Origin of the sequence: Leptolyngbya sp. GGD (genome assembly GCF_026735145.1) — a bacterium.
GTDB lineage: Bacteria > Cyanobacteriota > Cyanobacteriia > Leptolyngbyales > Leptolyngbyaceae > Leptolyngbya > Leptolyngbya boryana.
In genome coordinates this window covers 589675-612222 of the sequence record NZ_JAPQKE010000002.1, presented here as the reverse complement: position 1 = coordinate 612222, position 22548 = coordinate 589675, and the positions used below count along the sequence as shown (strand labels likewise).

Here is a 22548-nt window from a genome sequence, read left to right as displayed (position 1 = left end):
GATAGAGTACGAGCGTTCATTCCGATCAGCCCGAAGCCAGACAGTAGCAAGAGATTCTGTCAAATTATTTGCACCAGAGTTTCTTGAGGTGTGGTAACTATAGATTGGCTTTCTATCTCTGTTCGAGCCGATGACTCAAGCCCCTGATCCAAATAATCGCCCCCAATCTCCTGCCCGTCGCCGGTTGTGGCTCACGCTGCTTGGACGAGTCGGACTCCCGATCGCAGTTCTGGGTGCAGTCGGAATTGCGTACGGAATTTGGTATGGGTCAAAATTTGTACAAGAAGATCTTGCGCCGCTCGTTCAGAATAACTTGAGTGAATTGCTCGATCGTCCGGTGGAATTAGGACGAGTTGAGCGCTGGTCACTCACCGGATTACAGTTTGGCAAAAGCTCGATTCCAGCCACGAAAAATGATCGCGATCGCGCCTCAGTCGATCAGGTACAAGTCGGATTTAATTTGCTGCAAGTCTTGTTGGCTCGCAAATTGAACTTGGATATCACCTTGATTCAGCCGGATGTGTACTTGGATCAGGAGAAAGATGGAGCCTGGGTTAAAACTCAGATCAAAGCCCAGGAAGAAGAAGGATTTATCAAAACTGAGCTTCAGAGAATTCGCTTCAAAGATGCCAATGTAGAACTCGATCCATTTCCAAAAGCTCGTCAGCAAAGAATTCCCGTCACATTGACGCAAGTTGAAGGCGTGGCGAATTTCTTTGATAACAGTCGTCGGATTGCTTATGACTTAGATGGCAAATCGACAAAAGGTGGCGAGTTTGATATCAAAGGCGAAACCATTGTCAAAAACGGCTTGAATTCTAATCTCGACATTCGAGGACAGAATTTTTCAGTCACGGAGATCGATCGCTTAGTCAAACTTCCGATTAATTTACCGCAAGGTCGAGCAAATGGGGCGGTCAATGTTCAGATCCGACCCGATCAGCGCACGATCGTCAAAGGCAGCGCTAGTTTCAAAGATGTGACCGTTCAGATTCCACAACTGCCTCAAGCGTTTGCAAAGTCAGCCGGAAACTTACAGATCGATGACACCTTAATCACACTTGAGCAAGTCACCTCTCAACTTGGAAAAATTCCAATTACAGGGAACGGCAAAATCGATACTGAGAAAGGCTTCAATGTTGCTGCGAATGTAAAGGCAGTGAGCATTGCAGATTTCTTTGACACGTTCAACGTCGAACTGCCTTTTGCGGCGGCTGGTGAAGCAACCGCAGAAGTAAAAGTGACAGGAGCCATTGACGCTCCCGTGATTACAGGTCGAGCGAGAACAACGAAAATCGCCAGCGTCGATCGCATTAATCTCACACAAGCAAGCACTGATTTTCGTCTAGATAGCAAAACTCTCAATCTCGCTCTGAATAACATTCGAGCGATTCCCGAAGTCGGCGGAGAAGTTGTGGCAAGTGGTGCGCTGGATCTAAATGCACCCCAGTCGATCGCAGTCAATTATCAAGCTCGCAACCTGCCTGGCGATGCGATCGCGAAACTCTATAATTCTGGAACTTTACCGATCACAGTTGGACGGGTGAATGCCCGTGGGCAGGTGATTGGACGCTTAGATCAAGTGCAGACAATCGCTCAGTTTCAAGCCCCCGAAGCCACTTATCCAGGCGTGGGTGAAGTGGTCGTGACAGGCGGCAATACGATTGTCCGCAATGCTGTGTTCCAAGTTGCAGGCGGAACGGTCACGGCTCAAGGTCGAACGTTGAATGGACGTTGGCAAGGAACTGTGCAAGCCTCGAATGTGCAAGCAAGCCAGTTTTCGCCTCAGATTCAGGGTGTCATTAATGGAAATGCTCAGCTTGCTGGATCATTAACGAATGTTAGCCCAGAAAATATTCAGGCACGGGGACAAGCTCGACTGACCAATGGGAATAGTTTTATCAATGCTGACTTTAATGCGATCGCGGGACGATGGCAGGCAGACACTCAGATTGCGGGCATTGCACTGAGACAGTTTTCACCAGATCTGCGAGGAGATCTAAGTGGGAATGTCAGAGTTGCAGGATTGATCAACGATCTGCGTCCGAATGCAATTCGCGCGGATGGACAAGTGAGATTGTCTCAAGGCATTTCATTGATTGATCAGCCGCTTGTGGCGCAAGTCAACTGGGATGGTCAGAAGCTTAACATTCCCCAAGCAACGGCTCCAGGATTTCGTGCAAATGGCACGATTTTGGCAAATGTGCAGGGAACTCCTCAAATCACAGGCTTGGATTTGAACATTCGAGCCACGAACTATGCGCTGTCTAATCTGCCAATTCCCCGTCCGCCTGTGACGCAACTGACGGGTGCAATCGATTTAGTCGGACGAATTACGGGCACGCCGGATAGTCCAAACGTGGTGAGCAATGTTGCAGTCAAAAACTTTTCGCTGAATGGGATTACGTTCGATCCATTGCTCAGAGGAACATTAAATCTGTTACCCAGAGGCTTTGATCTCAAAGTAGCAGGCATTCAAGATCGAATTGCATTGGATTTAGATCCCACCTTCCGACCGCGATCGCTCAATGTTCAGCGCGGGGCATCGACCTTAGCCGGAAAGACCGTTGGCAATGTTTTCCAAGTCGCGATTAATCAATTTCCGATCACTGGACTTGTTCTACCTGGAGTCAATCTTGCGCCTTATGGTGGCATCGGTGGAACTTTAGCGGGAACACTCAACATTGATCTCGACCAATTGCGCGTCTTGAATGGGAGAGCCTCGATTCAGAACTTCCGGCTCGGATCTTTCCAAACCGATGTAGCTGCAACAACGTTTGTCAATCGCAATAATGTCTTTGAATTTAGCGAGACCGTGCTGACGAGAGGAGAAAGTCAGTACAGAATTTCCGGCAATGTAGACTTGAGAACTCAACCGAGATTTAATGGTGAAATTGCCATTGCCCAAGGCAGAATCGAAGATGTACTCGGTGGCTTACAGTTCTTCGATCTGCAAGATTTTACACGGGGCGCACAGCCTCCAAGTTACGATCGCGCATCTGCTCTGAACCCTGTGCCCGTTGGCAATCCTCAAGCTCCTTTGTTCGATCAACTGCGCCGCTTTGCTGAAATCAACGAGCTATTGAAGCTCAACGCTCAAGCCATTCAGAACAATCGCATTCCTCAAATCGCTGATCTACGCGGAAACTTCGGTGGAACGATTAAAATTGCAGCTTCCCTGGATCAAGGCGTTCAAGCCGATTTTGATCTCAGAGCGCAAGCGGTTGAATTTCGCCCTTATCCCTCATTCTTGACCGTGACAGAGGGCAAGCTGCAACCGATCAACGATCGCGTACTCAAAGCGGAGAGTGTGATTGCACTCGGCAAGCTCGACAATAGCATTGTCACCTTAGAGCCTTTGAGAATTCAATCTGGGGATTCTCAAATCAATCTAACCGGGCAGTTTGGGGGCGAAACGCAGTTCGGACAGTTAGAAGCACGCAACTTACCGATCGCGGCGATTGAACCGTTCTACCCGCTGCCGCTCGGGATTGATGGCAATCTCAATGCCAGTGTCACCGTCAGTGGATCGCGGACAAATCCCTCGGCAGTTGGACAGATTCAAGTCACAGATGGTTTCCTCAACGGCAAAACAGTTGAATCTGCGGTTGGCAACTTTAGCTATACCAACTCTCGACTGAGCTTTGGCAGCAACATTGGCTTAGTTGCGACTGAGCCGATTTTGATTGAAGGCAGTTTTCCGTACCAGTTCTTACCCGATAGTGTTCGCCCTGATAGTAGTGATATCAGCCTGAATGTCAATGTCAAAAATGAAGGCTTAGCCGTGCTGAATGTCTTTGTTCCACAGCTTGCCTGGCGAGGGGGACAAGGAACCGTCCAACTGAATGTCAGTGGAACCTTGCTGCGTCCGAGAGTCATTGGATCAATTCAGGTTGCCGATGCCACAATCGAAGCAACTGCGCTGCAAGAGCCAATTACAGGCTTAACAGGCAATATTCAACTGAATGGTGATCGCTTGACGATCGACAGTTTGCAAGGACAGTTCAATCAAGGACAACTGATTGCCAAAGGAACCTTACCGATTTTTCTAGAGAGTAGTGCTGATCCAGAAAATCCGCTGCAATTAGTCCTCGATCGCTTAGCTATCAATCGTAAAGGACTGTATCAAGGCGGAGTGTCGGGTAATATCACAGTCACCGGAACTGCCTTTGCACCCGAAATTGGTGGACAAGTTGAACTGGCAAATGGACAGGTTCAACTCCCAGATAATGCTGCGAGTTCTGCTCAACCACCTGCGAGTCCTAGTCAGCCGGACAATCAGACAAATCTAACCTTCAGAAACTTAAACATTGTCTTAGGCAATCGCCTGCAAATTGTCAGCGCCCCCTTGATTAATTTTCTGGCAACTGGAACCTTGAGCGTCAATGGCACGCTGAATGCTCTCAGACCGGAAGGAACAGTGCGCCTGAGAAGTGGACAAGTGAATCTGTTTACAACGCAATTTGTATTAGAGCGAGGCTATCCTCAAACGGCGGTGTTTGAGCGCGATCGCGGACTAGATCCGATTCTGAATATTCGGTTAATTGCTTCTGTGCCAGAAGTAACGCGTAGTCGCATCGCCACACCTGGAACCGCAGAATTTACAGACGATTCACTCTTTGCTTCGAGTCTCGGCGCATTCCGAACTGTGCGAGTTCAAGCGAATGTGACAGGACCTGCTAGCCAAATCTTTCAGAATCTAGAACTCACGAGTAGTCCTAGCCGAAGCACGAGTGAGATTGTTTCACTGATTGGCGGTGGATTTGTCAATACGCTTGGACGGGGAGATAGTCCGTTAGGAATTGCTAACCTAGCAGGCTCAGCGTTGTTAACGAATATTCAAGGCTTTATTGGCAATGCGATCGGACTCAGCGATTTTCGATTGTTTCCCACGTTATTGAGAAATGAAGAGCGACGAGAATCGAGCCTTGGATTAGCCGCGGAGGTGGGAGTGGATATCACTCGCAATCTTTCTGCATCAGTATTGCGAGTGCTGACTGCGGATGAACCCACTCAATTCGGTCTTCGTTACCGCATTAACGACAATTTCCTGTTCCGAGGCTCAACAGACCTCTCTGGTCAAAACCAAGCCGTACTAGAGTACGAACTGAGATTCTAGAGGAACGTCCGGACGCGATCGACGAGTTGATTCGGTCGAATCACACCTTCGATCTTATCGACTGGCTGGGATTCCTTGAATAAAACCAGGGTGGGTAATGCTGTGATGCTGTACTGACTAGCGATTTCAGGATACTTATCTACATCGATCTTAACGATTTTTACTGTGCCGTCTAAATCGTCTTTTGCGAGATCGAGAAACCCTGACATCATTTGGCAAGGACCGCACCAAGTCGCGTAGAAGTCTACAAGAATCGGTGTCTCTGAACCCGTCAGTAATTCCTCAAAGCTGTTAAATTGCTGCTTTGTAGCCATTTGAGCCTATTTGCCTCCAATACCGTGTTCTACTACACTAGCGCGTCCAGTCAAAACCGTCTCAACAGAGAGAGTAGAGATTTATGAACGAAGAAGCACCCTAGTACTCATCTACTAAACCTGTCAAAATTTCATGCTAACAATGGCAGAGAGTTGCCTCTCTGCCATTGTGTCCAGTTCTCTACCGAAGTAGTGCTTTTACTAGCTTTGGATGTAACTGTTCGGGATCAAATTGCGGTTCATTGGGCGGATAAAGCTCTTCTTCCGCAAAAGCAAACCCGTATTCCTGACTGAGCGCGACTAGTTCTTTTGCCCGCTCACAGGTTTTCAGTTTTTCTTGGAGTTCAGCATTCGTTTTCGCGGTTTGGGCAAACGATTTGATTTGATTTGCAGCCATGTTGACCTCTTGGTTTGTCTTTCTACAAATATCGAATCGCCCCGTCCGTTTCTGATTTTAAGCAGAACTTCCAGCGATGGTGCATCAATTTCTATTAAAAAATTGCTGCTAAATCAGAAGAAGCATGAATTTCTAAAACTTAACGCCCTAATGCACCTTTGATCATATCGAGGAGACTAGTGCCACCAAACGCGATCGCGAGCAAAATCGAAGACGACAGAATAAACCCACACACACAGAGAACGAGTCCACCGAGACTAATGGCTCCGTCATCATCTAGCAAGCCAAAGCCCGTGACAAAGATCCCCATCGCTGGCAGTGTATTGGTGCCGGGAATAGGAATCATCATCGAAATTGACATCAGAGAGATTGCTAAGCCAATGACTGTGCGACCAGGAAGACTGGTACAAACCTGAGTCAAGCGCGGACGAGAAATCGATTCAATCCGTCGTAGCCAAGGCAATCCTACTTTGAGGACTTGGCGAACTTGCTTCAATGCAAAGCCATGATTCTGCCAACTGTTGGGAAACCAAGGTTGATCTCGTCCAGCTAGCAACTGTACAGCTAATAGCAACATCGCAATTCCAAAAGGAACCGAATAGCCTGGAGCCGGAATCGGGAGAGCAGATGGAAACGACAGCAGCACAAAGAGAAACCCAAAAGTACGCTCTCCTGCGAGGTCGAGAATGTCGTTCAGAGTAACTTTGACATCGCTAGAACGGTGATCGGTTGGAAGATTTGAGGAGTGAGCAATGAGTTCGCTAGCGTCAGGTTGCTGCCAACGATCGTTGTCAAAGAAAAATCTTTCAAGTTCGCTGGAAAGGGTAGCCATAAGGATTCTGCGAAGGATGGGGTGTAGTTATAAAACGCCGAGACAGACGAGACAAATCTACAAGACTTGGGCACAAACTGACCTAGCGATAGGAATATCCCTTGCAAATCTTAATTTGAAAAGATCCTTAAAGACAAAAAAGACACAATTTCGCTGATCATGCCTTGACGATAAATTCGCCGTCTTCTTCAGCAGAAATTTCCGGAGGATCTAAGGTCCAAGTCGATCTTTGATATATCCAATAAGCCGAGATCAGCATAATTCATACCGATCAATCCTATGAAATGACTGTGGCAGTTACTCAAGACAATAGCTTGACCCTAACACGACTGCCAATTTGACTTTGAGAGTCTAGCCAATGTTGATTTGGAGAAATACGATGAAATCTTTCATAACTACGATCGCTGTGTTTGGCTCTGTCTGCTCAATGCTAGTTCCTCTGGTACAGACCGAGACTGCGATCGCCTCTCCATCTCTGCTTCAGCTGAATCAATCTGTACGCATCCAGCCTCAAATCTTAGCTTTTACAGATATTAGCGGTGTTGATGGCGAAACTGAAATTCGCCAACTTGCCCAATTAGGCGTTCTCGAACCCGCTTCTGGTGGGTTTCGACCCCGATCTTCGATTACACGGGCTGAGTTTATCACTTGGTTAGTCAAGTCTTACAATGCCTTGCAAACGCACAACGTTCGCAAACCGACGCTGATTCGCCTGCCGGATCGATCTCGTTCTGCCTTTCGGGATGTTTCCCCCTCCCATCCTGCTTTTCGGTACATTCAAGCGGCTTATGATGCAGGATTTCTAGCGGGATATGAAGATGGGACATTTCGACCAGATGCGGTCTTAACCTGTGAAGAGATGATTGTCCTCAAATCGCCTGTTGATTCTCGCGGTAGTGGCAATAGCAGCCGTTCAGCCGAAAGCTTGCGGAACTTCATTCAGCGAACTAAAGGATTTCAGGATGCCGATCGCATGAGTGAGCGTTACCTCACCCATATTGCTTTTGATTTGGGCAATGCTGCGAGTGGAAGGAATTTTGAGCGCGTCTACGGGGCGAGATCCCGCTATGAACCGCAAAAAGCTGTCAGCAGAGCCGAGGCAGCCGTTGCGCTCTCTCAATTTAGACGAACTGGAACAGCCGCACAGGCGATCGAAAAGCTCAATCGCAGATAGTTCATATCCATTGAAACAGCATTGCGGAGTTACACAAAGCTGAGACAGACGATACAAATTGAAACGATTTGGGTAGGAACTGACTTGTGAGGTGGACTATCTATCGCAAGTCTGAATTTGACAACGGGAAATCGCAGTTAGAGCAATCCGGCTGAGCAACTGATGCGCGCGAAAAGGCGACAAACTCTTCCAGTGAGAATATATTGATTAGAGTTGATACCTATAGTGGCTTGCTCCCTATGAACTCCGTCGTCTTTGAAATCCTCATTATCCTGGTGCTGATCTTTGCAAACGGTATCTTCGCAATGTCAGAAATTGCGATCGTATCGGCTAACAAGATTCGACTTCAGCAGCGCGCCGAGAACGGAGACACCAAAGCAAGAACAGCACTTGCCCTAGCAGAATCGCCCAATCGCTTCCTCGCAACTGTGCAAATCGGAATTACACTTGTGGGGATTTTTGCAGGTGCATTTGGGGGAGCCACTCTGTCTGAAAAGCTCGCTGAAGTGCTGCGAACGATTCCTGCCGTTGCACCGTACAGCCAGGGATTAGCGCTCGGTATTGTTGTCGCTTGCATCACCTATCTTTCCCTCGTAATCGGAGAACTCGTACCGAAACAACTGGCGCTCAATGCACCCGAGCAAATTGCTATAAATGTTGCAAAGCCAATGCGATCGCTCTCAAAGTTCGCTGCCCCGATCGTATCTTTGCTCAGTTTGTCCAGCGATACCTTGATGCGGCTTTTAGGAGTCAGACCTTCGGAAGAGCCACCCATCACTGAAGCAGAAATTCAGGTTTTAATCAGCCAAGGAACCCGAGCAGGTACGTTTCACGAGGCAGAGCAAGAAATTGTTGAACGAGTGTTTGAGCTAGATGATCTGATAGTAGGCGCATTGATGACCCACCGCCGACAGATTGTATGGCTTGATGTGAATCTGCCAGATGCGGAAAATTTAGCGCGAATCAACAACAGTGTGTACTCACGTTTTCCTGTCTGTCAGGGAGATTTAGATACAGTTTTGGGAGTTGTGAAAGTGAAAGAACTCTTCACTCGCTCTAGCACAGGTGAATCGATCAATTTCACTACTGCTTCCAGTGCCCCCTTGTTTATTCCTGAGAACACTCATGCTCTAAAAGTTTTAGAGCTATTTAAGAAGTCAGGACAGCACATGACCTTTGTCGTCGATGAATATGGCGCGATTCAAGGATTAGTCACGCTGAATGACATTATGGAAGCGATCGTCGGTGATTTGCCGTCTGAGCATGTCGAGAATCCGCAAGCGGTGCAGCGTGAAGATGGTTCCTGGTTACTGGATGGAATGTTGTCGATCGAAGAATTCAAAGACCTCTTCGACCTAGAAGATCTACCCCAAGACGATCATCAGTATCACAGTCTGGGCGGCTTTGTGATCACGCGATTAGGACATATTCCGGTTTCTGCAGAACATTTTGAGTGGAACACTCTGCGGTTTGAAGTGATGGACATGGATGGCAATCGTGTGGATAAAGTGCTGGTGAGTCAGCGAAAAGACGGCTCATCTGCAATCTGAGACAAATTTTACTAGAAGGCAAAACCGAGCATCATCATAAAGATTCTTGAAAACATCGAACAAATTAGTAAATTTGTTCGATAGGATTGTTGAGCAATTTGAGGACAAAATCGGAGTAGTGCAGATGTCAAATGTTGCCCAAGGTCGCTGCTTATGCCAAGCTGTCAGCTTATCTACGACGAAGATGAATCATCAGATTGGAGCGTGCCACTGTAGGATGTGCAGAAAGTGGGGTGGAAGCGCTTTACTTGTGATCGACTGTGAAAGCGAGGTCAACTTTGAAGGCACTGAAGATATTAGCATTTATCAGTCCTCCGACTGGGCAGAACGCGGCTTTTGTCGAAACTGTGGTACTCACCTCTTTTACCGATTGAAGCAGAATCAACAATACTTTATTCCTGTGGGACTGTTTGATGATGCAGAGGATCTGTACTTCGAGCATCAGATTTTTATTGACGAAAAGCCCGACTACTACTCTTTTGCAAATGAAACGCACAATATGACAGGTGCGGAATTTTTTGCACAGGTTGCATCAGAGCGGCAATGAACTGCTCGATCGAATGAGTTAAAACATCTATAGCAGCCTTAGACCCGTTGCGAAGTGGGGAGTAGGGAGTGGAGAATTGTTCCTTTAGTGGCTCTCTACTCCCCATTCATTTGAGCATTCACAACTCAAACAGCAGTGCTTCGTCAATCTCAATTGAGTGCCTAAATTTAGATGGGCTTGACTTGGCTCAATTCATGACTTAACTGCTGATGAATCTTGCCGTTCGTCGCCAAAATTCTTCCGGTCTCAAGTTGCACAGGCGACTGGTCGTAAGCTGTCACGAGTCCCCCCGCTTCTTCAACTAATACAACTCCCGCTGCCATATCCCACATTGACAATCCCCGCTCCCAGTATCCATCCAATCGCCCACAAGCCACATACGCTAAATCCAACGCTGCCGCTCCATCACGACGCACGCCTTGAGTTAAGTGGGTCAAATGACAAAACTCAGCATAGTTCGTATCCGAAGTTTGACGGCGATCGTAAGCAAATCCTGTGACTAGCAGGCTCCGGTCTAATTCTTGGGTCTGAGACACCTGAATGGGTTTCCGATTTTGAGTCGCGCCTAATCCCTTTGCGGCTCGAAATAGCTCTTGATGAATCGGGTTATACACCACTCCAACCTGCGGAACACCTTCAATCAACAACCCGACTGAAACCGCCACAAAGGGATATTGATGAGCATAATTCGTCGTGCCATCGAGTGGGTCGATCGCCCAAAGAAACTCGCTTTGTCGATCGCCCATTTGCCCGGACTCTTCTGCCAAAATCGGATGATCGGGCACATGCCGCTTCAAGACGGCTAAAACTGCATCTTCCGCCGCTTTATCTGCCTCTGTGACTAAATCTCCCGGTCGTCCTTTCTCCCGGATCTCTTGGAGATTCCCCCAATACTGTTGCAAGATTGCTCCAGCGGAAAGCGCTGCTTCGGTGGCAATATCGAGAAAAATTTCCAGATGACGAGAATTCATAAATTCGTGTAATTGAACCGTCAAAATCATAGATCATACTGGGCAGTTGGTGGGGAGGGTCAGAAACAACCCAAGTAAGATAAAAACAATCTGTGATACCTCGATCGATGAATCTCGAAACTCTACTCGAACAAAATCGTTTAATTCGCGCGATCGGCTTTGACGATGCGCCTTTTATTCGTAAATCTGAGCATCCTGTGCAGATCGCTGGAGTGGTCTGTGCGGGGACTCGATTTGAGGGAATGGTTTGGAGTGAGATTCAACCGGATGGATGGGATGCGACTGAGACAATCACAAAGGTTTTACTCAACAGCAAATTTTTACCGCAACTGCACATTGTTTTGCTCGATGGGATTTCGCTGGGTGGGTTCAATATTGTGGATTTGCCAACTTTATCGAACGCGATCGCGCTTCCTTGTGTGAGCGTGATGCGCCGCTATCCCAAACTCGAAAAAGTAGAATATGCTTTGAAACGACTTCCTGACCCGGAACGTCGATTAGCCATGATTGCTCGTGCCGGGACAATCTACGAAGCTCATCCGTTTGTCTTTCAAGTTTGTGGTGCAACTCCAGAAATTACAGCAAAAGTGCTCACGCGAGTCACGGATCGAGGGCATGTTCCTGAACCTTTGCGACTCGCACATTTGATTGCTTCTGCTGTGATTAAAGGTGAAAGTGGCAAGCAAGCATAAGTTTGAGAGATGGGAAGTTAGCGGCGGAAGCTGAGGTTATCGCTGGTGCTGCCGCCATAGTTTTCAGTAGTCAAGCCATACATCAATCAAAAGCTGATAGACTATTTGAACTACTCTCTCAAGATAGTCCGTGGTCAAAAAAGCTGATATTGGTGGTAAACGTCTCATTAGTCTGGCACCGACTGCTTGGGTGCAATGGGTGACTCAGCAACCCGATGTGATTGCTCAAGAAATCCTCGGATCTGATTTTCAGTGGGTCAGCCGAGAAAATGATGTTTTGGTTAAAGCTTACAGCCCCACTCAGGGAGAGTTTCTGATTCTCAATGAGTTGCAGTTGCGCTACAACGACAAGTTGCCTGTGCGAATGCGAGCCTATGCAGCCCTCGCTGAAGAGAAATACAGTCTCCCGACCTATCCAGTCTTAATCAACATCTTGCCCCCTGCCTCGACCGTCACGATTCTCGATCGCTACGAATCCAACTTCATGGGGCTACAGTCGCGGCAAGATTACCAGGTCATTAATCTATGGGAAATAGAAGCCTCGATTGTCTTTGAGCAATCGCTGAATGCGCTCTTACCCTTTGTGCCCGTGTTGAAGAATGGTGGGGAGACTACAGTGGTACAGCGAGCCTTGAATCAATTGCGCGGGGATCAGCAATTGGTCGAATTGGAATCATTACTGGCATTTTTTGCTAGTTTTGTGTTGGGAAGTGAAATTGTTCGGCAAATTATGAGGTGGGATATGGCAGTACTGCGAGAGTCACCCTGGTATCAGGAGATTTTGCGAGAAGGGGAACGGTTGGGAGAACAGCGAGGAAAACAGGAAGGTCGACAAGAAGAAGGTCGATCGCTGATCTTAAAACTTCTCAATCGGCGGTTCGACAACCTCTCACCAGAAATCACGGCTCAAGTCCAGGCATTCTCGATCGAGCAAGTAGAAGCGTTAGGCGAAGCCTTGTTAGATTTCACGCAGATCGAGGAGCTGATGGCTTGGTTAGACCACAACGCCTGAGGGTTTGAGTTTCACTAAGGCTTTCGCTTTGGCAATTCGCACCAAATGTTCGGTGCTGCCTTTAAAGCGATCGCGATCGCACTTCTGGGATAGAAAGCGCGATCGCGGAATGTCATCGAGTCGTTAGACCGTGACGAAATCGGTGAGGTCAATCAGGTTGAGGGTGATGCCATTGAGATAGGCAAGCACGGTGCTGCCCTGACTAATCGTGACGCGGTTAACATCCTGCCCGAACGTCAATTGGGCAAAGGTGAGACCACCCGTTAAGCCAATCTTGTCGATGCCATTTTGGAAGTCGAGGATAGTATCGGTGCCTTCACCCGTTGCCAGGATGAAGATATCGTTGCCGAGTCCTCCTGTGAGGGTATCGTTGCCGAGTCCGCCGCGCAATCGATCGTCGCCATTGTCACCGAACAAGGTATCGTCGCCATCGTTGCCGAAAAGGATGTCATTGCCGTTGCCGCCTCGGAGAGTATCGTTGCCGGCTGCGCCACGAATCGTATCGATGCCGTTGCCGCCATTGAGATTCAGCCCAAAGTTAATCGTTAGGGTGTTAGGCGTGGGGTCGATATTGATGCCGCCGTTGGTAGTGCCGCCAGTGTCCCGCACGCGGAAGGTGAAGGTAGCAGGAGCGGGGGGCGTGGTCGGTAGGGTGGTAAAGGTCGGGGCAGTAAAGCGCAATTGTCCGGCGGTGAGCGCCTCAAGGGAAACCACTTGTCCAGCGGTGACTGCTGCTCCGTTGAGGGTGAGTCGCCCGCTCGTGGGTAAGGCACTGATGATCACGGCTTGCAACGAGTTGGCAGCAGGCACATCGTTGGGGTCAGTGAAGCCGAAGTCTGCCACCGTGAAGGTGTAACTGGTGCCGATTGTGATCGATTTATCCGTACCGGAGGGGGCATCATTGACGGCTGCGAGGTTGAAGTTTAGCGATGCCGGGGTGCTAGCTTGCCTATCGCTGACGCTGTAGGTGACGGTGAAAGAACCGTTGGCATTAGCGGGTGGGTTGAAAACATAATCGCCGGCTGCGTTGGTCGTGAGGGCAACGTTGTTTACTTTCACATCAGTGATGGAGAGGAGATCTCCCTCGACATCGGTGAAGCCTGCGAGTAGGTTTGCTTTGGTAATGGTGTAAGCGGTGTCTTCGGTGCCTGCGGGTAGGGTTGCGGGAGTGCCTGTGAGCGCAGGGGCATCATTGACGGCTGCGAGGTTGAAGTTTAGCGATGCCGGGGTGCTAGCTTGCTCATCCCTAACGTTGTAGGTGACGGTGAATTGACCGTTAGCATTGGCGGGTGGGTTGAAGACATAATCGCCGGTTGCGTTGGTCGTGAGGGCAACGTTGTTTACCTTCACATCGGTGACGGACAGGGTCGGACTATCGACATCGGTGAAGCCTGCGAGCAGGTTGGTCACGCTGATGGTGTAAGGGGTGTCTTCGGTGCCTGCGGGCAGGGTTGCGGGAGTGCCTGTGAGTGCAGGGGCATCGTTGACGGAGGTCACGTTGATGGTGAGGGTGTCGGTGTCTGTCGAGGTGCCGTCAGTGGTGCTGAGGGTGAGGGTGGTGTAGGCGTTGCCGTTGGCATTGGCGGTGGGTGTGTAGGTTAGTCCTGCCAAAGCCGCGTTGATTTGGTCAACTGTTCCCGCCAGGGTGACAGAACTGCTGCCATTATTGGTAATCGTTGCACCGCCGCCTGCCGTTGCGCTCAAGCTGCCGGTGCCGTTGGTGACGGAAACGATGGTGGTGAGGCTGGCGGAGTCATCGGTAATAGAAAGGGCATTACCGTTGGCGCTGGAGAAGACGAGGGAAGTGTCTTCATTGATGGTTTGAGTGCCAGGAACGGTGTTCACCGGAGCCGTATTCAAGAAGCTAATGCTGCCATAAACATCGTTGCTGGTAGGCGTAGCATTGTTGGAACTGACAATGGTGGAATTGCTGGCAGTGTTGCCATTGAACGTCACGTTACTTCCCTGAATTGTAGGGGCAGTGGTAACTCCAGCCTGGGATGCCAGGGTTGAGGTGACGGCAAAAATGGCACCGCCGATGCCCTGACCGTTGTTTGCCCCAGTGCCGCCCGTGGCGCTGTTGTTAGTAAAGCCGGTGTTAACCAGGGTAAGGGAACCAGAGCGGATGAAGATGGCACCGCCCAAGCCCGCGCCGCCGCCGCCAAAGCCGCCGCCGCCGATGAGGCCGCCGGTGCCGCCCAAGCCACCGCTACCACCCCCGAAGCCACCGGTGCCGCCGCTGCCGACGCTGCCGCTGCTGCTGCTGCGGCCGCCGCCGCCGCCGCCGCCGCCGCCAAAGCCGCCGCTACCACCAGTGCCGCCGAAACTGACTGTGCCAGAATTGCCGTTGCCGCCGGTGCCGCCGCCACCGCCGAAACCGCCACCGCCACCGGTGCCACCATTGCCGCCGGGGCTACTACCGCCACTGCCGCCGGTGCCGGCACCGCCACCGCCGCCAAAGTCGCCGCCGGTGCCACCATTGGCACCATCGCCGGCGGGGATAAAGTTACTGTCCAAGAAGTTGCCGCTGGCACCAGTGCCGCCGCCGCCGCCGCCGCCACCGCCACCGGTGCCACCATTGCCGCCACCGCCACCGGGACTGCCCCTGTGACCGCCGCCACCGCCACCGCCGATGCCGCCGCCACTGCCACCGATACCAACATTACTACTAGCACCCGCTTGAGCCGCTACCCCACCAAAGGGGCTGCCGCTGCCGCTGCCGCCATTACTGAGACCGGTGGCACCGATGCCACCGACGCCACCGGTGCCGCTGCCGCTGAAGCCGCCGCCGCCGCCGCCGTTATTGATGCCATCCAAGTTATTGCCACCATTGCCGCTGAAGCCGCCGCCGCCGCCGTTTCGGCCACCGCCGATGCCGCCGAAACCGCCGCCGCCGCCAATGCCGCCGTTGCCCCCGATCGCCTGATTGCTAGTAAAGGCAACATCCGTCAGGGTGACATTGGTCGTTACCTGACTCCCATCAAACAACCCATTGATAAACAGGGCCCCCCCGGCACCCATGCCGCCGCCGCCACCATCACCGCCTTTGCCACGACCACCGGAGAAGGTCAATCCAGAGATATTCACCGTTCCCTGGTTGATGAACATAATCCGCACATCCCCGGCATCGTTGCTGCTGTTGTTATTCGCATCGCCACTGAGGATGAGATTGTTGGTGCCCGTGCCCGTAATCGTCAGGTCATCGGTGATGATCGGCAACATCGAGGAGAGGCGAATCGTTTGCGATCCACTGAAGATGGTTGTATCAAAGGTAATGTCATCCGCTCCAATGTTGCCATTCGCCGCGATAATCGCCTCTCGCAAGGAGAGGAAGCCATCGCTGGCATCCACCGTGTCGGCTACCGTAGTCACAGTAAACCCTTCTAGTACACGCTGATACGCCGCCTGTGCCCAATCCGCTAACGCTGGTGCGGCTTCAATGCTGCCCGTCGCAAACTCCAGCGTCCAGTCGCCACCCAAGGCACTGCTCCCCGTTAAATCCGTCGATGCTGCCACATCCGCACCCGTCAGCGCCGCAATCTGCTGCACAAAGCTCTGCCCCGTTGCATCTGCCGCCACATCACAGCTATAAAGCAACACATCCGCATCGGCAGAGAGCGCATTCGACCAAGACTGCAACAGTCCGGCATAGTCCATCAGGTTTGCCGTATTCAGACGGGTGCTGCCCAACTGCAACGCCCCATCGCTCCCGTGGGAGAACAGCGATACCGCCGAGAGATTCTGATAGCCTGCAAGAACTTGCGTGATCTGACCCAGTTCATTCCCCGTCGGGTCGAGCACATACACCGCAGTTCCGGGTTTTAACCCATTGATCAGCGTTTGCGTGTCGGATAAGCCGCCATCAATAAACGCCACGGCTCGAACTGCGCTACTGGAATAATTCGGAAGCTGTAGCGGATCAGCAGTGCCCGTAGAAAGTCCTGACGGAGCAAACGCATCTGGAGTCACGATCGAGCCAAAATCACGGGGAACAGCAGATTGAAACATAGGTGATCAAACAGTCACTAGATAAATCGAGGTGGATAGTTGCCAATGTAAAACCTGCTGCGACAAAGTCTGAGCCGCACCCGCAGCAAACGGCTGAAGTCGCAAAACAGCAGATGAACTGACAGTCAATGCTGAAAGATGAAGGGTCTCGGCACGATCGAGCTAGCAATGCCGAGCAGACGCGAAAATTGAATGCACCTGAGTTAAGGACAAGATTATCGGAAATGCCCGTAATTTCACGCAACTTTACAGAAAATTTAACTTTGCCAGGACAAAATTGCCTGAATTGTGCCGCGTTTCTCCCCAGTGTGCAATGCCATCCTCTCGCCCATTCACAAAATAAGACAATCCACCCAACAAAACGAAATGCTCCCACCGACCAGGGTGAGGGGTAACACTCCTTTGCGTATGATGTGTGCTTTATATCACTTTAGATGTGTAAACCATATTGAAATACTCAGGATCATTCACCATGTCCAGAATTAGCGCCACTTTATCCCAAGACGATCGAGACGCGATCGCAGGTGCCATTGCCACCATTCAGCAACGATTACCCTTTCTGATCGATTTAGTCGCCGAAGAACGCGCCACCCTGCCCAAACTCGGCAACAAAACCCGCACCTTTGTCAGCAAAGCCCTCGATGTCGCCAGCCAAAACCCAGACTTTCTGCCCCGTTCCTTTAAGGTGGACGAAATGCAGAAAGACATGCAACTGTTTGAAGACCTCGATCGTCTATTGATGAGTCTGACCCAATTGCAAGACATGGTCGATGACACTTGCGTTCTAGTAGGCAGCGAAGCTTACAGCGCTGCATTGACCGTCTACAACTATGCCAAGACCAGCGGCGTGACAATGAATGGCTTAGAACCGATCGTCGAAGAGATGCGGCAACACTTTCGCAAACCCCGCAAAGCAAAAGCCCCAAAAGTTTCAGGCTAAAGCGACTCGGTTTCAACTCATACAGCGTTCGGAGCATCGTCAAGGTGCTCCTTTTCTATGAGCTGATCATTGAATTCGAGAATTGAGTGATCCAATTCAGGTCAACAGCGATTTGACTGCATGGTGCAGAGATTGAATTGAGCCATCAGGTCATTTAAATCTCTGGCTCACCCATTTCAATCAGAACTGGAGTGATTTGATTCAGTTGCCCAGTCATTGAATTGAGGTCATGGATGATCAAATTGACCTGCTCAGTCATTGAATTGAGGTCATCGCTGATTTAGAGCGATCAAAGCTTTAATCAATCCGAATTGGATGAGTCTGGAACGTTCCAGCCCCCTACTTCAAGAACGATTCAATCTGTTATCGCTCTCAAAGCAACCGCGATCTTAACCCTGCATGACCACCTACCGTGTCAACATCAGTCGATGAAATTGTAGAGACACGGCAGGAAAGCATGTAGGAATTTTCTGTCTAAGTCGTTAAGCCTGGCAGATCTGCAACCAATTTGGAGGAGTATAGTCCGAATTCATTGCTCGATCGACATACCCTGCTAAATTCGGCAAAGCTTGACTCGGAATCTCTTGCTGAAGAAACTGATTCAACTTTTGCTCCCAATCACTCGGATAATCTCGAATCACAGGATGCCGAACTGCGATCGTTTGATATTCCGCAGCTTCAATATTCAGAATCATGTCGAGCTTCAGAATCGCCAGAGGACGAATAAATAACCCGATCGCAGCGAGTTGAAACCCTTGATCCACGCCTTTTTGTCGCAAAACTCGAACGAACTGCGCGCCGCTAGGAATCACATAAGGAATGCGAGAGCGATCGAGAATGGCTTCGACTTCAATGTTGTAGCCTTGGGTCAAGCCTGCCTCTAGAGTCATGCCATCATATTGCTGCTCTGGATGCGGCAGGTAAATTGTAATTTGCTGCACAGATCCATCCGTTGCATTAAGCTGACGTGTGAGATATCCCACATGACTTTCGCGATCGCACAAATGAACCAATGCCATATTCAAGACATATTGCTCGAAGCGGGGAATGCCTAATAGCGTGAGCATAATGCTCCTCAGGATTTTGTAGGGTTGACGAGCGAGCTACTCGGATGTTCAACACTCAGGCGATTGCTCCCCGCGACAATCTCTCGAACCCTTGCTGCTTCCGAAGCTGCAATTATACTGAACCTTATGTGCGATCGCGCTAATCCTACAAGTCTCTTAAGGTTTACTCTTGCGTCAAGGTAACCAGAGCGATGGAAGAACGCGACTTGCCCAGTCTCTCAGCATCCGGTTTGTGGTGCGAGCAATATCGATATGAGGTTCATCAGGTTCAACTGGAATAATCGGTGCAGGTGAACCCATTCTGAACTGCTCAATCACTCGATTCGCAGCCTCAAGCCCAGTCACATACGCTTTTTCCTGTGACCAAGACCCATGCCGAGTAATAATCCAATCGCCACTCATCAAGAGATTCGCGATGCTCGTCGTTCCCGAAAGCATCGACTGATAGCTTCCAGGAGCGAAGTGCGTCACTGCTTTCGAGAGTCGAATCACACTACTATCAATGACTTTCGCAGTCCGAAACTCAGGGACACAAGTTGCTAAATCTCGATGCACTTTCGCAACAATGTCTGCATCACTCATCGGCAGCAGTTGATTCGCATGATAAAAATCTGCTTCAATCACACTACCAGGCTGATCTTTCCATTCGTCATGCAGCGCATTCAGATCAAAGAATGTCCAGCCTGTTGTGTTATCAAACCCAAAGCAAGCATTCGAGGGTAGAGGAACAGACACTTTACGATCGAACCACAGCCGAGTTGCTAAGACATCGATCGCACTTAAATTCATCAAGTTACAAAATTCAGGAAACTGACGCAAAGTTGCACTACTGCTAACAATCTTTTGCATCCCAGTAATCCCGACTGAAAAGATTACGGCATCTGCTTCAAATACCTCTTCTCCACAGACCACTCCAGTTGCTTTTCCATCTTGGACAATCACATCGCTGACGCGCTTTTGAGTGAGTACGCGTCCACCTGCGGTTTCAATTTGTTCAACCCAAGGACGAAAGATCTGATCTCCCACCGTACCGCGACACCAGACTACATCAAAATCAGGCTGATGCGCCAGAATAAAGTAGTACAGCATTCCTAAAGCTGCTGCTGCCGAACATTGTTCCCCCGGTGCAAATAATCCCACCAGCAACATCGGCTCAAACGACTCTTTGTACAGTCGCGCAGAGACTCCAAATTGTTTGAAAAGCTCACGAGCAGTGACCGAATCATATCGCTGCCATGCTTCATCTGAATTATCAAAATCAACCACCGCATAAAGCAATGGCAAAGCAGACAGTCGATCGCTTAAAGGTAATCGCTTAAACCGAGTGTACAAGAACGTCCCTAAAGGCGTAGGTAGACGAGGCTCTTGCTGAAAAATCGGAGACTCGACTTCTAAACCATTCGGAGAATATTGCGAAGAGCGAGTCCAGTCCGTAAAAGGCTGCAAGCCTAACTGTTCAACCAGCGAGAAAATATTGCGGTAGGGATACCAGAATCCATGGATTCCCGCTTCGACCGATCGACCTTGCGCCGTTTTCCAACCTGCAACCAGTCCACCTGGATACCCGCCTGCTTCTAAGAGCGTGACATCATACCCTTGTTTTGCCAGATGATAGGCTGAACCTAAGCCAGCCCATCCTGCTCCGACGACAACGACTTTGGGAGAGTTCTGAGTTTGATTCATCGATCGAGTTTCGCTAACCGCTTTCACAGCATACCAAGCTCTGCTGGCACGCCATCAGGTAATCTTCCACTGATCGAGTAGAAAAGCGTATTCAAAGGCAATTTCTTTTAATCGCTCATATCGTCCCGATGCACCACCATGTCCGGCTCCCATGTTGGTTTTTAAGAGTAAAACGTTTGTGTCAGTTTTGAGGTCACGGAGCTTTGCTGTCCACTTTGCAGGTTCCCAGTAAGAAACACGCGGATCGTTTAAGCCAGCAGTTACAAGCAACGCGGGATATGCCTTAGCTTCAACATTATCGTAAGGCGAATAGCCTTTCATATAAAAGTAAAACTCTCGTTCATTCGGATTGCCCCACTCTTCCCATTCTATTGCTGATAAAGGCAGCGAGGTATCTAAAATCGTAGTAACGACATCGACGAAAGGAACTTGTGCGATCGCAGCTCGAAACAAGTCTGGACGCTGATTAATCACGGCTCCGACAAGCAATCCACCCGCACTGCCGCCAGAGATTGCTAAATGATCACGATCTGTCCAACCTGCTTGAATCAACGTTTCGGCACAGGTAATAAAATCACTGAAAGTATTCTGCTTTTGCAAGAATTTTCCATCTAAATACCACTTGCGCCCGAGTTCCGAACCCCCTCGAATATGCGCGATCGCGAGAACTACACCTCGATCGAGTAAAGCTAATCGAGTAGACGAAAAAACATCTGGATAGTTAACGCCATAAGAGCCATAACCTGTCATCAGCAAAGGATTTCGTCCATTGCGATCGAGATCTCCTCGGTACACGATCGACAAAGGAATCTTCGCGCCATCGGCTGCGATCGCTTCGAGTCGTTCACTCTTGTACTGAGTGCGATCGTAGCCACCTAAAACAGGGGTTTCTTTCTTAAGTTCGCGGATCTGTGTGTCGAGATTGTATTCAAAAATCGAAGATGGCGTAACTAGCGAAGTGTAGCCAAACCGAAGAATCTGCGTATTGAATTCTGGATTGATCGATTCTGAAATTTCATAAGTGGGTTCGGGAAATGAGATGCGATGTTCTTCCTGAGTGGACAATTTACGCACTCGAATATTCGGCAGTCCAGATTCGCGATCGTAAATGACTAAATGATCGGCAAACGCACTGATACCCATTAAAAATACATCTTCATGATGTTCAATCACTGTCTTCCAATGTTCAACGCTCGGATTGCTCACCGGAGCTTGCATGAGTTTGAAATTCAGCGCGTTGTCATTCGTCAGAATATAAAAGGTATCCGTATGATGCTCAATTTCATACTCAATTCCAGTCTCGCGGGGACGAATTAGGCGAAACTCCCCATTCGGATCATTCGCATCGAGATAGTAAACTTCCGAGGTAATGTTACTACCTAAACTCAGAAGCAAATACGCTTCACTCCGAGTTTTATCAATACCGAGGAAATAAGAATCATCTGCTTCATGAAACAGCAGTTGATCCGACTCTGCGCTCTGACCTAACTGATGTCGAAATAGCTTGTATGGACGATTTACAGCATCAATTTGAGCATAGAAAACCGTTTGATTATCATTGCCCCAAGTAAAAGAAGCGATATCAGAAATCGATTCAGGATACAGTTGATGAGTTGCTAAATCCAGGAAAAATAGAGTGTAGCGTTCTGCGCCTGTCGTATCGGTCGAATATGCCAATAATTGATGATTTGGGCTGATTTCAAACCCACCTAAGCTAAAGTACTCTGTCCCTTCAGCAAGTTGATTTTGGTCGAGAATTACTTCTTCAGGCGCATCTAATGTTTGATATTTACGACAGTGAATCGGATAAGCTTTTCCAGTTTCAGTGCGCGTGTAGTAATAAAACTCACCGTAGCGGTAAGGCACTGATAAATCATCTTCTTGAATCCGCGAGAGCATTTCCTCGTAAAGTTGGGTTTGCAGCGATTCGGTATGCTGCATTCGTGCTTCAGTGTAAGTATTCTCTGCTTCTAGATAGGCGATAACTTCAGGATTGTCGCGTTCTCTCAACCAAAAATAATCGTCAATGCGTTCATCTCCATGCAGTTGATGCACATAGGGATGCTTGGGCGCGATTGGGTAGGACTGTTTCATTTTAGGCACACAGAGAAATGACCGAATTAAATTCTAGCGATTTAAATGAGAATTGAGGTCTGGCTTGGGTTGGAGGACAACATTTGCGGCAATGTTCACTCAATGTTCACCCAAAGGAACTCGGAGATCGCGCAAGCGTGACTTAAAC

At 49.4% G+C, this 22548-nt stretch carries 16 protein-coding genes; 7 read left to right on the top strand and 9 right to left on the bottom strand.

The window, feature by feature from the left end; all coding sequences use genetic code 11:
• Positions 1 to 130 precede the first annotated feature (130 nt).
• Positions 131 to 5119, top strand: coding sequence for a translocation/assembly module TamB domain-containing protein (locus tag OU814_RS11775; protein WP_268182978.1), 4989 nt, complete (start codon positions 131 to 133; stop codon positions 5117 to 5119).
• Here the strand turns inward: OU814_RS11775 and trxA are convergent.
• The 3 genes from trxA to OU814_RS11760 all read right to left on the bottom strand — a co-directional run bounded on the left by trxA (position 5116) and on the right by OU814_RS11760 (position 6662).
• Positions 5116 to 5433 carry a thioredoxin gene (gene trxA / locus OU814_RS11770; RefSeq protein WP_017286133.1) on the bottom strand — a complete coding sequence of 106 codons (318 nt, stop codon included), beginning with the start codon at positions 5431 to 5433 and terminating at the stop codon, positions 5116 to 5118. The genes OU814_RS11775 and trxA overlap by 4 nt on opposite strands.
• A 181-nt stretch (positions 5434 to 5614) precedes the next feature.
• Positions 5615 to 5830 (bottom strand): Nif11-like leader peptide family natural product precursor, encoded by a 216-nt coding sequence (locus OU814_RS11765; protein WP_017286132.1) that lies wholly within the window; start codon positions 5828 to 5830, stop codon positions 5615 to 5617.
• Positions 5831 to 5969: 139 nt separating this feature from the next.
• Positions 5970 to 6662, bottom strand: a complete 693-nt coding sequence (locus OU814_RS11760; RefSeq protein ID WP_017286131.1) for an exopolysaccharide biosynthesis protein — start codon at positions 6660 to 6662, stop codon at positions 5970 to 5972.
• 379 nt (positions 6663 to 7041) lie between these two features.
• Here OU814_RS11760 and OU814_RS11755 point away from each other — a divergent pair, with 379 nt between their 5' ends.
• The 3 genes from OU814_RS11755 (at position 7042) to OU814_RS11745 (ending at position 9933) form a co-directional block, all read left to right on the top strand.
• Positions 7042 to 7836 carry an S-layer homology domain-containing protein gene (locus tag OU814_RS11755; RefSeq protein ID WP_268182973.1) on the top strand — a complete coding sequence of 265 codons (795 nt, stop codon included), beginning with the start codon at positions 7042 to 7044 and terminating at the stop codon, positions 7834 to 7836.
• A gap of 239 nt (positions 7837 to 8075) precedes the next feature.
• Positions 8076 to 9386: a hemolysin family protein gene (locus OU814_RS11750; RefSeq protein WP_017286128.1), complete on the top strand. Its 1311-nt coding sequence runs from the start codon at positions 8076 to 8078 to the stop codon at positions 9384 to 9386.
• A gap of 124 nt (positions 9387 to 9510) precedes the next feature.
• The gene (locus tag OU814_RS11745) at positions 9511 to 9933 is read left to right on the top strand and encodes a GFA family protein (RefSeq protein WP_026148393.1); all 423 of its coding nucleotides are present in this window, start codon (positions 9511 to 9513) and stop codon (positions 9931 to 9933) included.
• A 167-nt stretch (positions 9934 to 10100) separates the two neighbouring features.
• Here the strand turns inward: OU814_RS11745 and OU814_RS11740 are convergent, their stop codons facing one another.
• Positions 10101 to 10904 (bottom strand): inositol monophosphatase family protein, encoded by an 804-nt coding sequence (locus OU814_RS11740; protein WP_017286126.1) that lies wholly within the window; start codon positions 10902 to 10904, stop codon positions 10101 to 10103.
• Between the two features lie 107 nt (positions 10905 to 11011).
• Between OU814_RS11740 and OU814_RS11735 the strand changes: the two genes are divergently transcribed.
• Together OU814_RS11735 and OU814_RS11730 are read left to right on the top strand one after the other, a co-directional pair.
• Entirely contained in the window at positions 11012 to 11596 is a 585-nt protein-coding gene (locus OU814_RS11735; RefSeq protein ID WP_268182967.1) for an endonuclease dU, read from the top strand.
• Between the two features lie 130 nt (positions 11597 to 11726).
• Positions 11727 to 12608, top strand: coding sequence for an Rpn family recombination-promoting nuclease/putative transposase (locus tag OU814_RS11730; RefSeq protein ID WP_268182964.1), 882 nt, complete (start codon positions 11727 to 11729; stop codon positions 12606 to 12608).
• Between the two features lie 123 nt (positions 12609 to 12731).
• On the opposite strand, the gene OU814_RS11725 is transcribed toward OU814_RS11730, so the two are convergent.
• The gene (locus OU814_RS11725; protein ID WP_268182962.1) at positions 12732 to 16616 is read right to left on the bottom strand and encodes a DUF4347 domain-containing protein; all 3885 of its coding nucleotides are present in this window, start codon (positions 16614 to 16616) and stop codon (positions 12732 to 12734) included.
• Between the two features lie 6 nt (positions 16617 to 16622).
• Positions 16623 to 16745, bottom strand: a complete 123-nt coding sequence (locus OU814_RS11720) for a hypothetical protein (protein WP_268182960.1) — start codon at positions 16743 to 16745, stop codon at positions 16623 to 16625.
• 343 nt (positions 16746 to 17088) lie between these two features.
• On the opposite strand from OU814_RS11720, the gene OU814_RS11715 reads away from it, so the two are divergent.
• Positions 17089 to 17556: a hypothetical protein gene (locus tag OU814_RS11715; RefSeq protein ID WP_268182958.1), complete on the top strand. Its 468-nt coding sequence runs from the start codon at positions 17089 to 17091 to the stop codon at positions 17554 to 17556.
• A gap of 482 nt (positions 17557 to 18038) precedes the next feature.
• Here the strand turns inward: OU814_RS11715 and OU814_RS11710 are convergent, their stop codons facing one another.
• From OU814_RS11710 to OU814_RS11700, 3 genes are all read right to left on the bottom strand, one after another.
• Positions 18039 to 18623, bottom strand: coding sequence for a hypothetical protein (locus OU814_RS11710; protein ID WP_268182955.1), 585 nt, complete (start codon positions 18621 to 18623; stop codon positions 18039 to 18041).
• Positions 18624 to 18797: 174 nt separating this feature from the next.
• Positions 18798 to 20333 (bottom strand): hydroxysqualene dehydroxylase, encoded by a 1536-nt coding sequence (locus OU814_RS11705; RefSeq protein WP_326498299.1) that lies wholly within the window; start codon positions 20331 to 20333, stop codon positions 18798 to 18800.
• A gap of 27 nt (positions 20334 to 20360) precedes the next feature.
• Positions 20361 to 22400 (bottom strand): S9 family peptidase, encoded by a 2040-nt coding sequence (locus OU814_RS11700; RefSeq protein ID WP_268182953.1) that lies wholly within the window; start codon positions 22398 to 22400, stop codon positions 20361 to 20363.
• Positions 22401 to 22548: the final 148 nt, after the last annotated feature.

Excerpts from the sequence above, each read along its gene's own strand:
- OU814_RS11750 (WP_017286128.1), top strand. The coding sequence starts at position 8,076 with ATGAACTCCGTCGTCTTTGAAATCCTCATTATCCTGGTGCTGATCTTT.
- OU814_RS11710 (WP_268182955.1), bottom strand. The coding sequence starts at position 18,623 with ATGCTCACGCTATTAGGCATTCCCCGCTTCGAGCAATATGTCTTGAAT.
- OU814_RS11765 (WP_017286132.1), bottom strand. The coding sequence starts at position 5,830 with ATGGCTGCAAATCAAATCAAATCGTTTGCCCAAACCGCGAAAACGAAT.
- OU814_RS11755 (WP_268182973.1), top strand. The coding sequence starts at position 7,042 with ATGAAATCTTTCATAACTACGATCGCTGTGTTTGGCTCTGTCTGCTCA.
- OU814_RS11745 (WP_026148393.1), top strand. The coding sequence starts at position 9,511 with ATGTCAAATGTTGCCCAAGGTCGCTGCTTATGCCAAGCTGTCAGCTTA.
- OU814_RS11700 (WP_268182953.1), bottom strand. The coding sequence starts at position 22,400 with ATGAAACAGTCCTACCCAATCGCGCCCAAGCATCCCTATGTGCATCAA.
- OU814_RS11735 (WP_268182967.1), top strand. The coding sequence starts at position 11,012 with ATGAATCTCGAAACTCTACTCGAACAAAATCGTTTAATTCGCGCGATC.
- OU814_RS11775 (WP_268182978.1), top strand. The coding sequence starts at position 131 with ATGACTCAAGCCCCTGATCCAAATAATCGCCCCCAATCTCCTGCCCGT.
- OU814_RS11725 (WP_268182962.1), bottom strand. The coding sequence starts at position 16,616 with ATGTTTCAATCTGCTGTTCCCCGTGATTTTGGCTCGATCGTGACTCCA.
- OU814_RS11760 (WP_017286131.1), bottom strand. The coding sequence starts at position 6,662 with ATGGCTACCCTTTCCAGCGAACTTGAAAGATTTTTCTTTGACAACGAT.
- trxA (WP_017286133.1), bottom strand. The coding sequence starts at position 5,433 with ATGGCTACAAAGCAGCAATTTAACAGCTTTGAGGAATTACTGACGGGT.
- OU814_RS11715 (WP_268182958.1), top strand. The coding sequence starts at position 17,089 with ATGTCCAGAATTAGCGCCACTTTATCCCAAGACGATCGAGACGCGATC.
- OU814_RS11740 (WP_017286126.1), bottom strand. The coding sequence starts at position 10,904 with ATGAATTCTCGTCATCTGGAAATTTTTCTCGATATTGCCACCGAAGCA.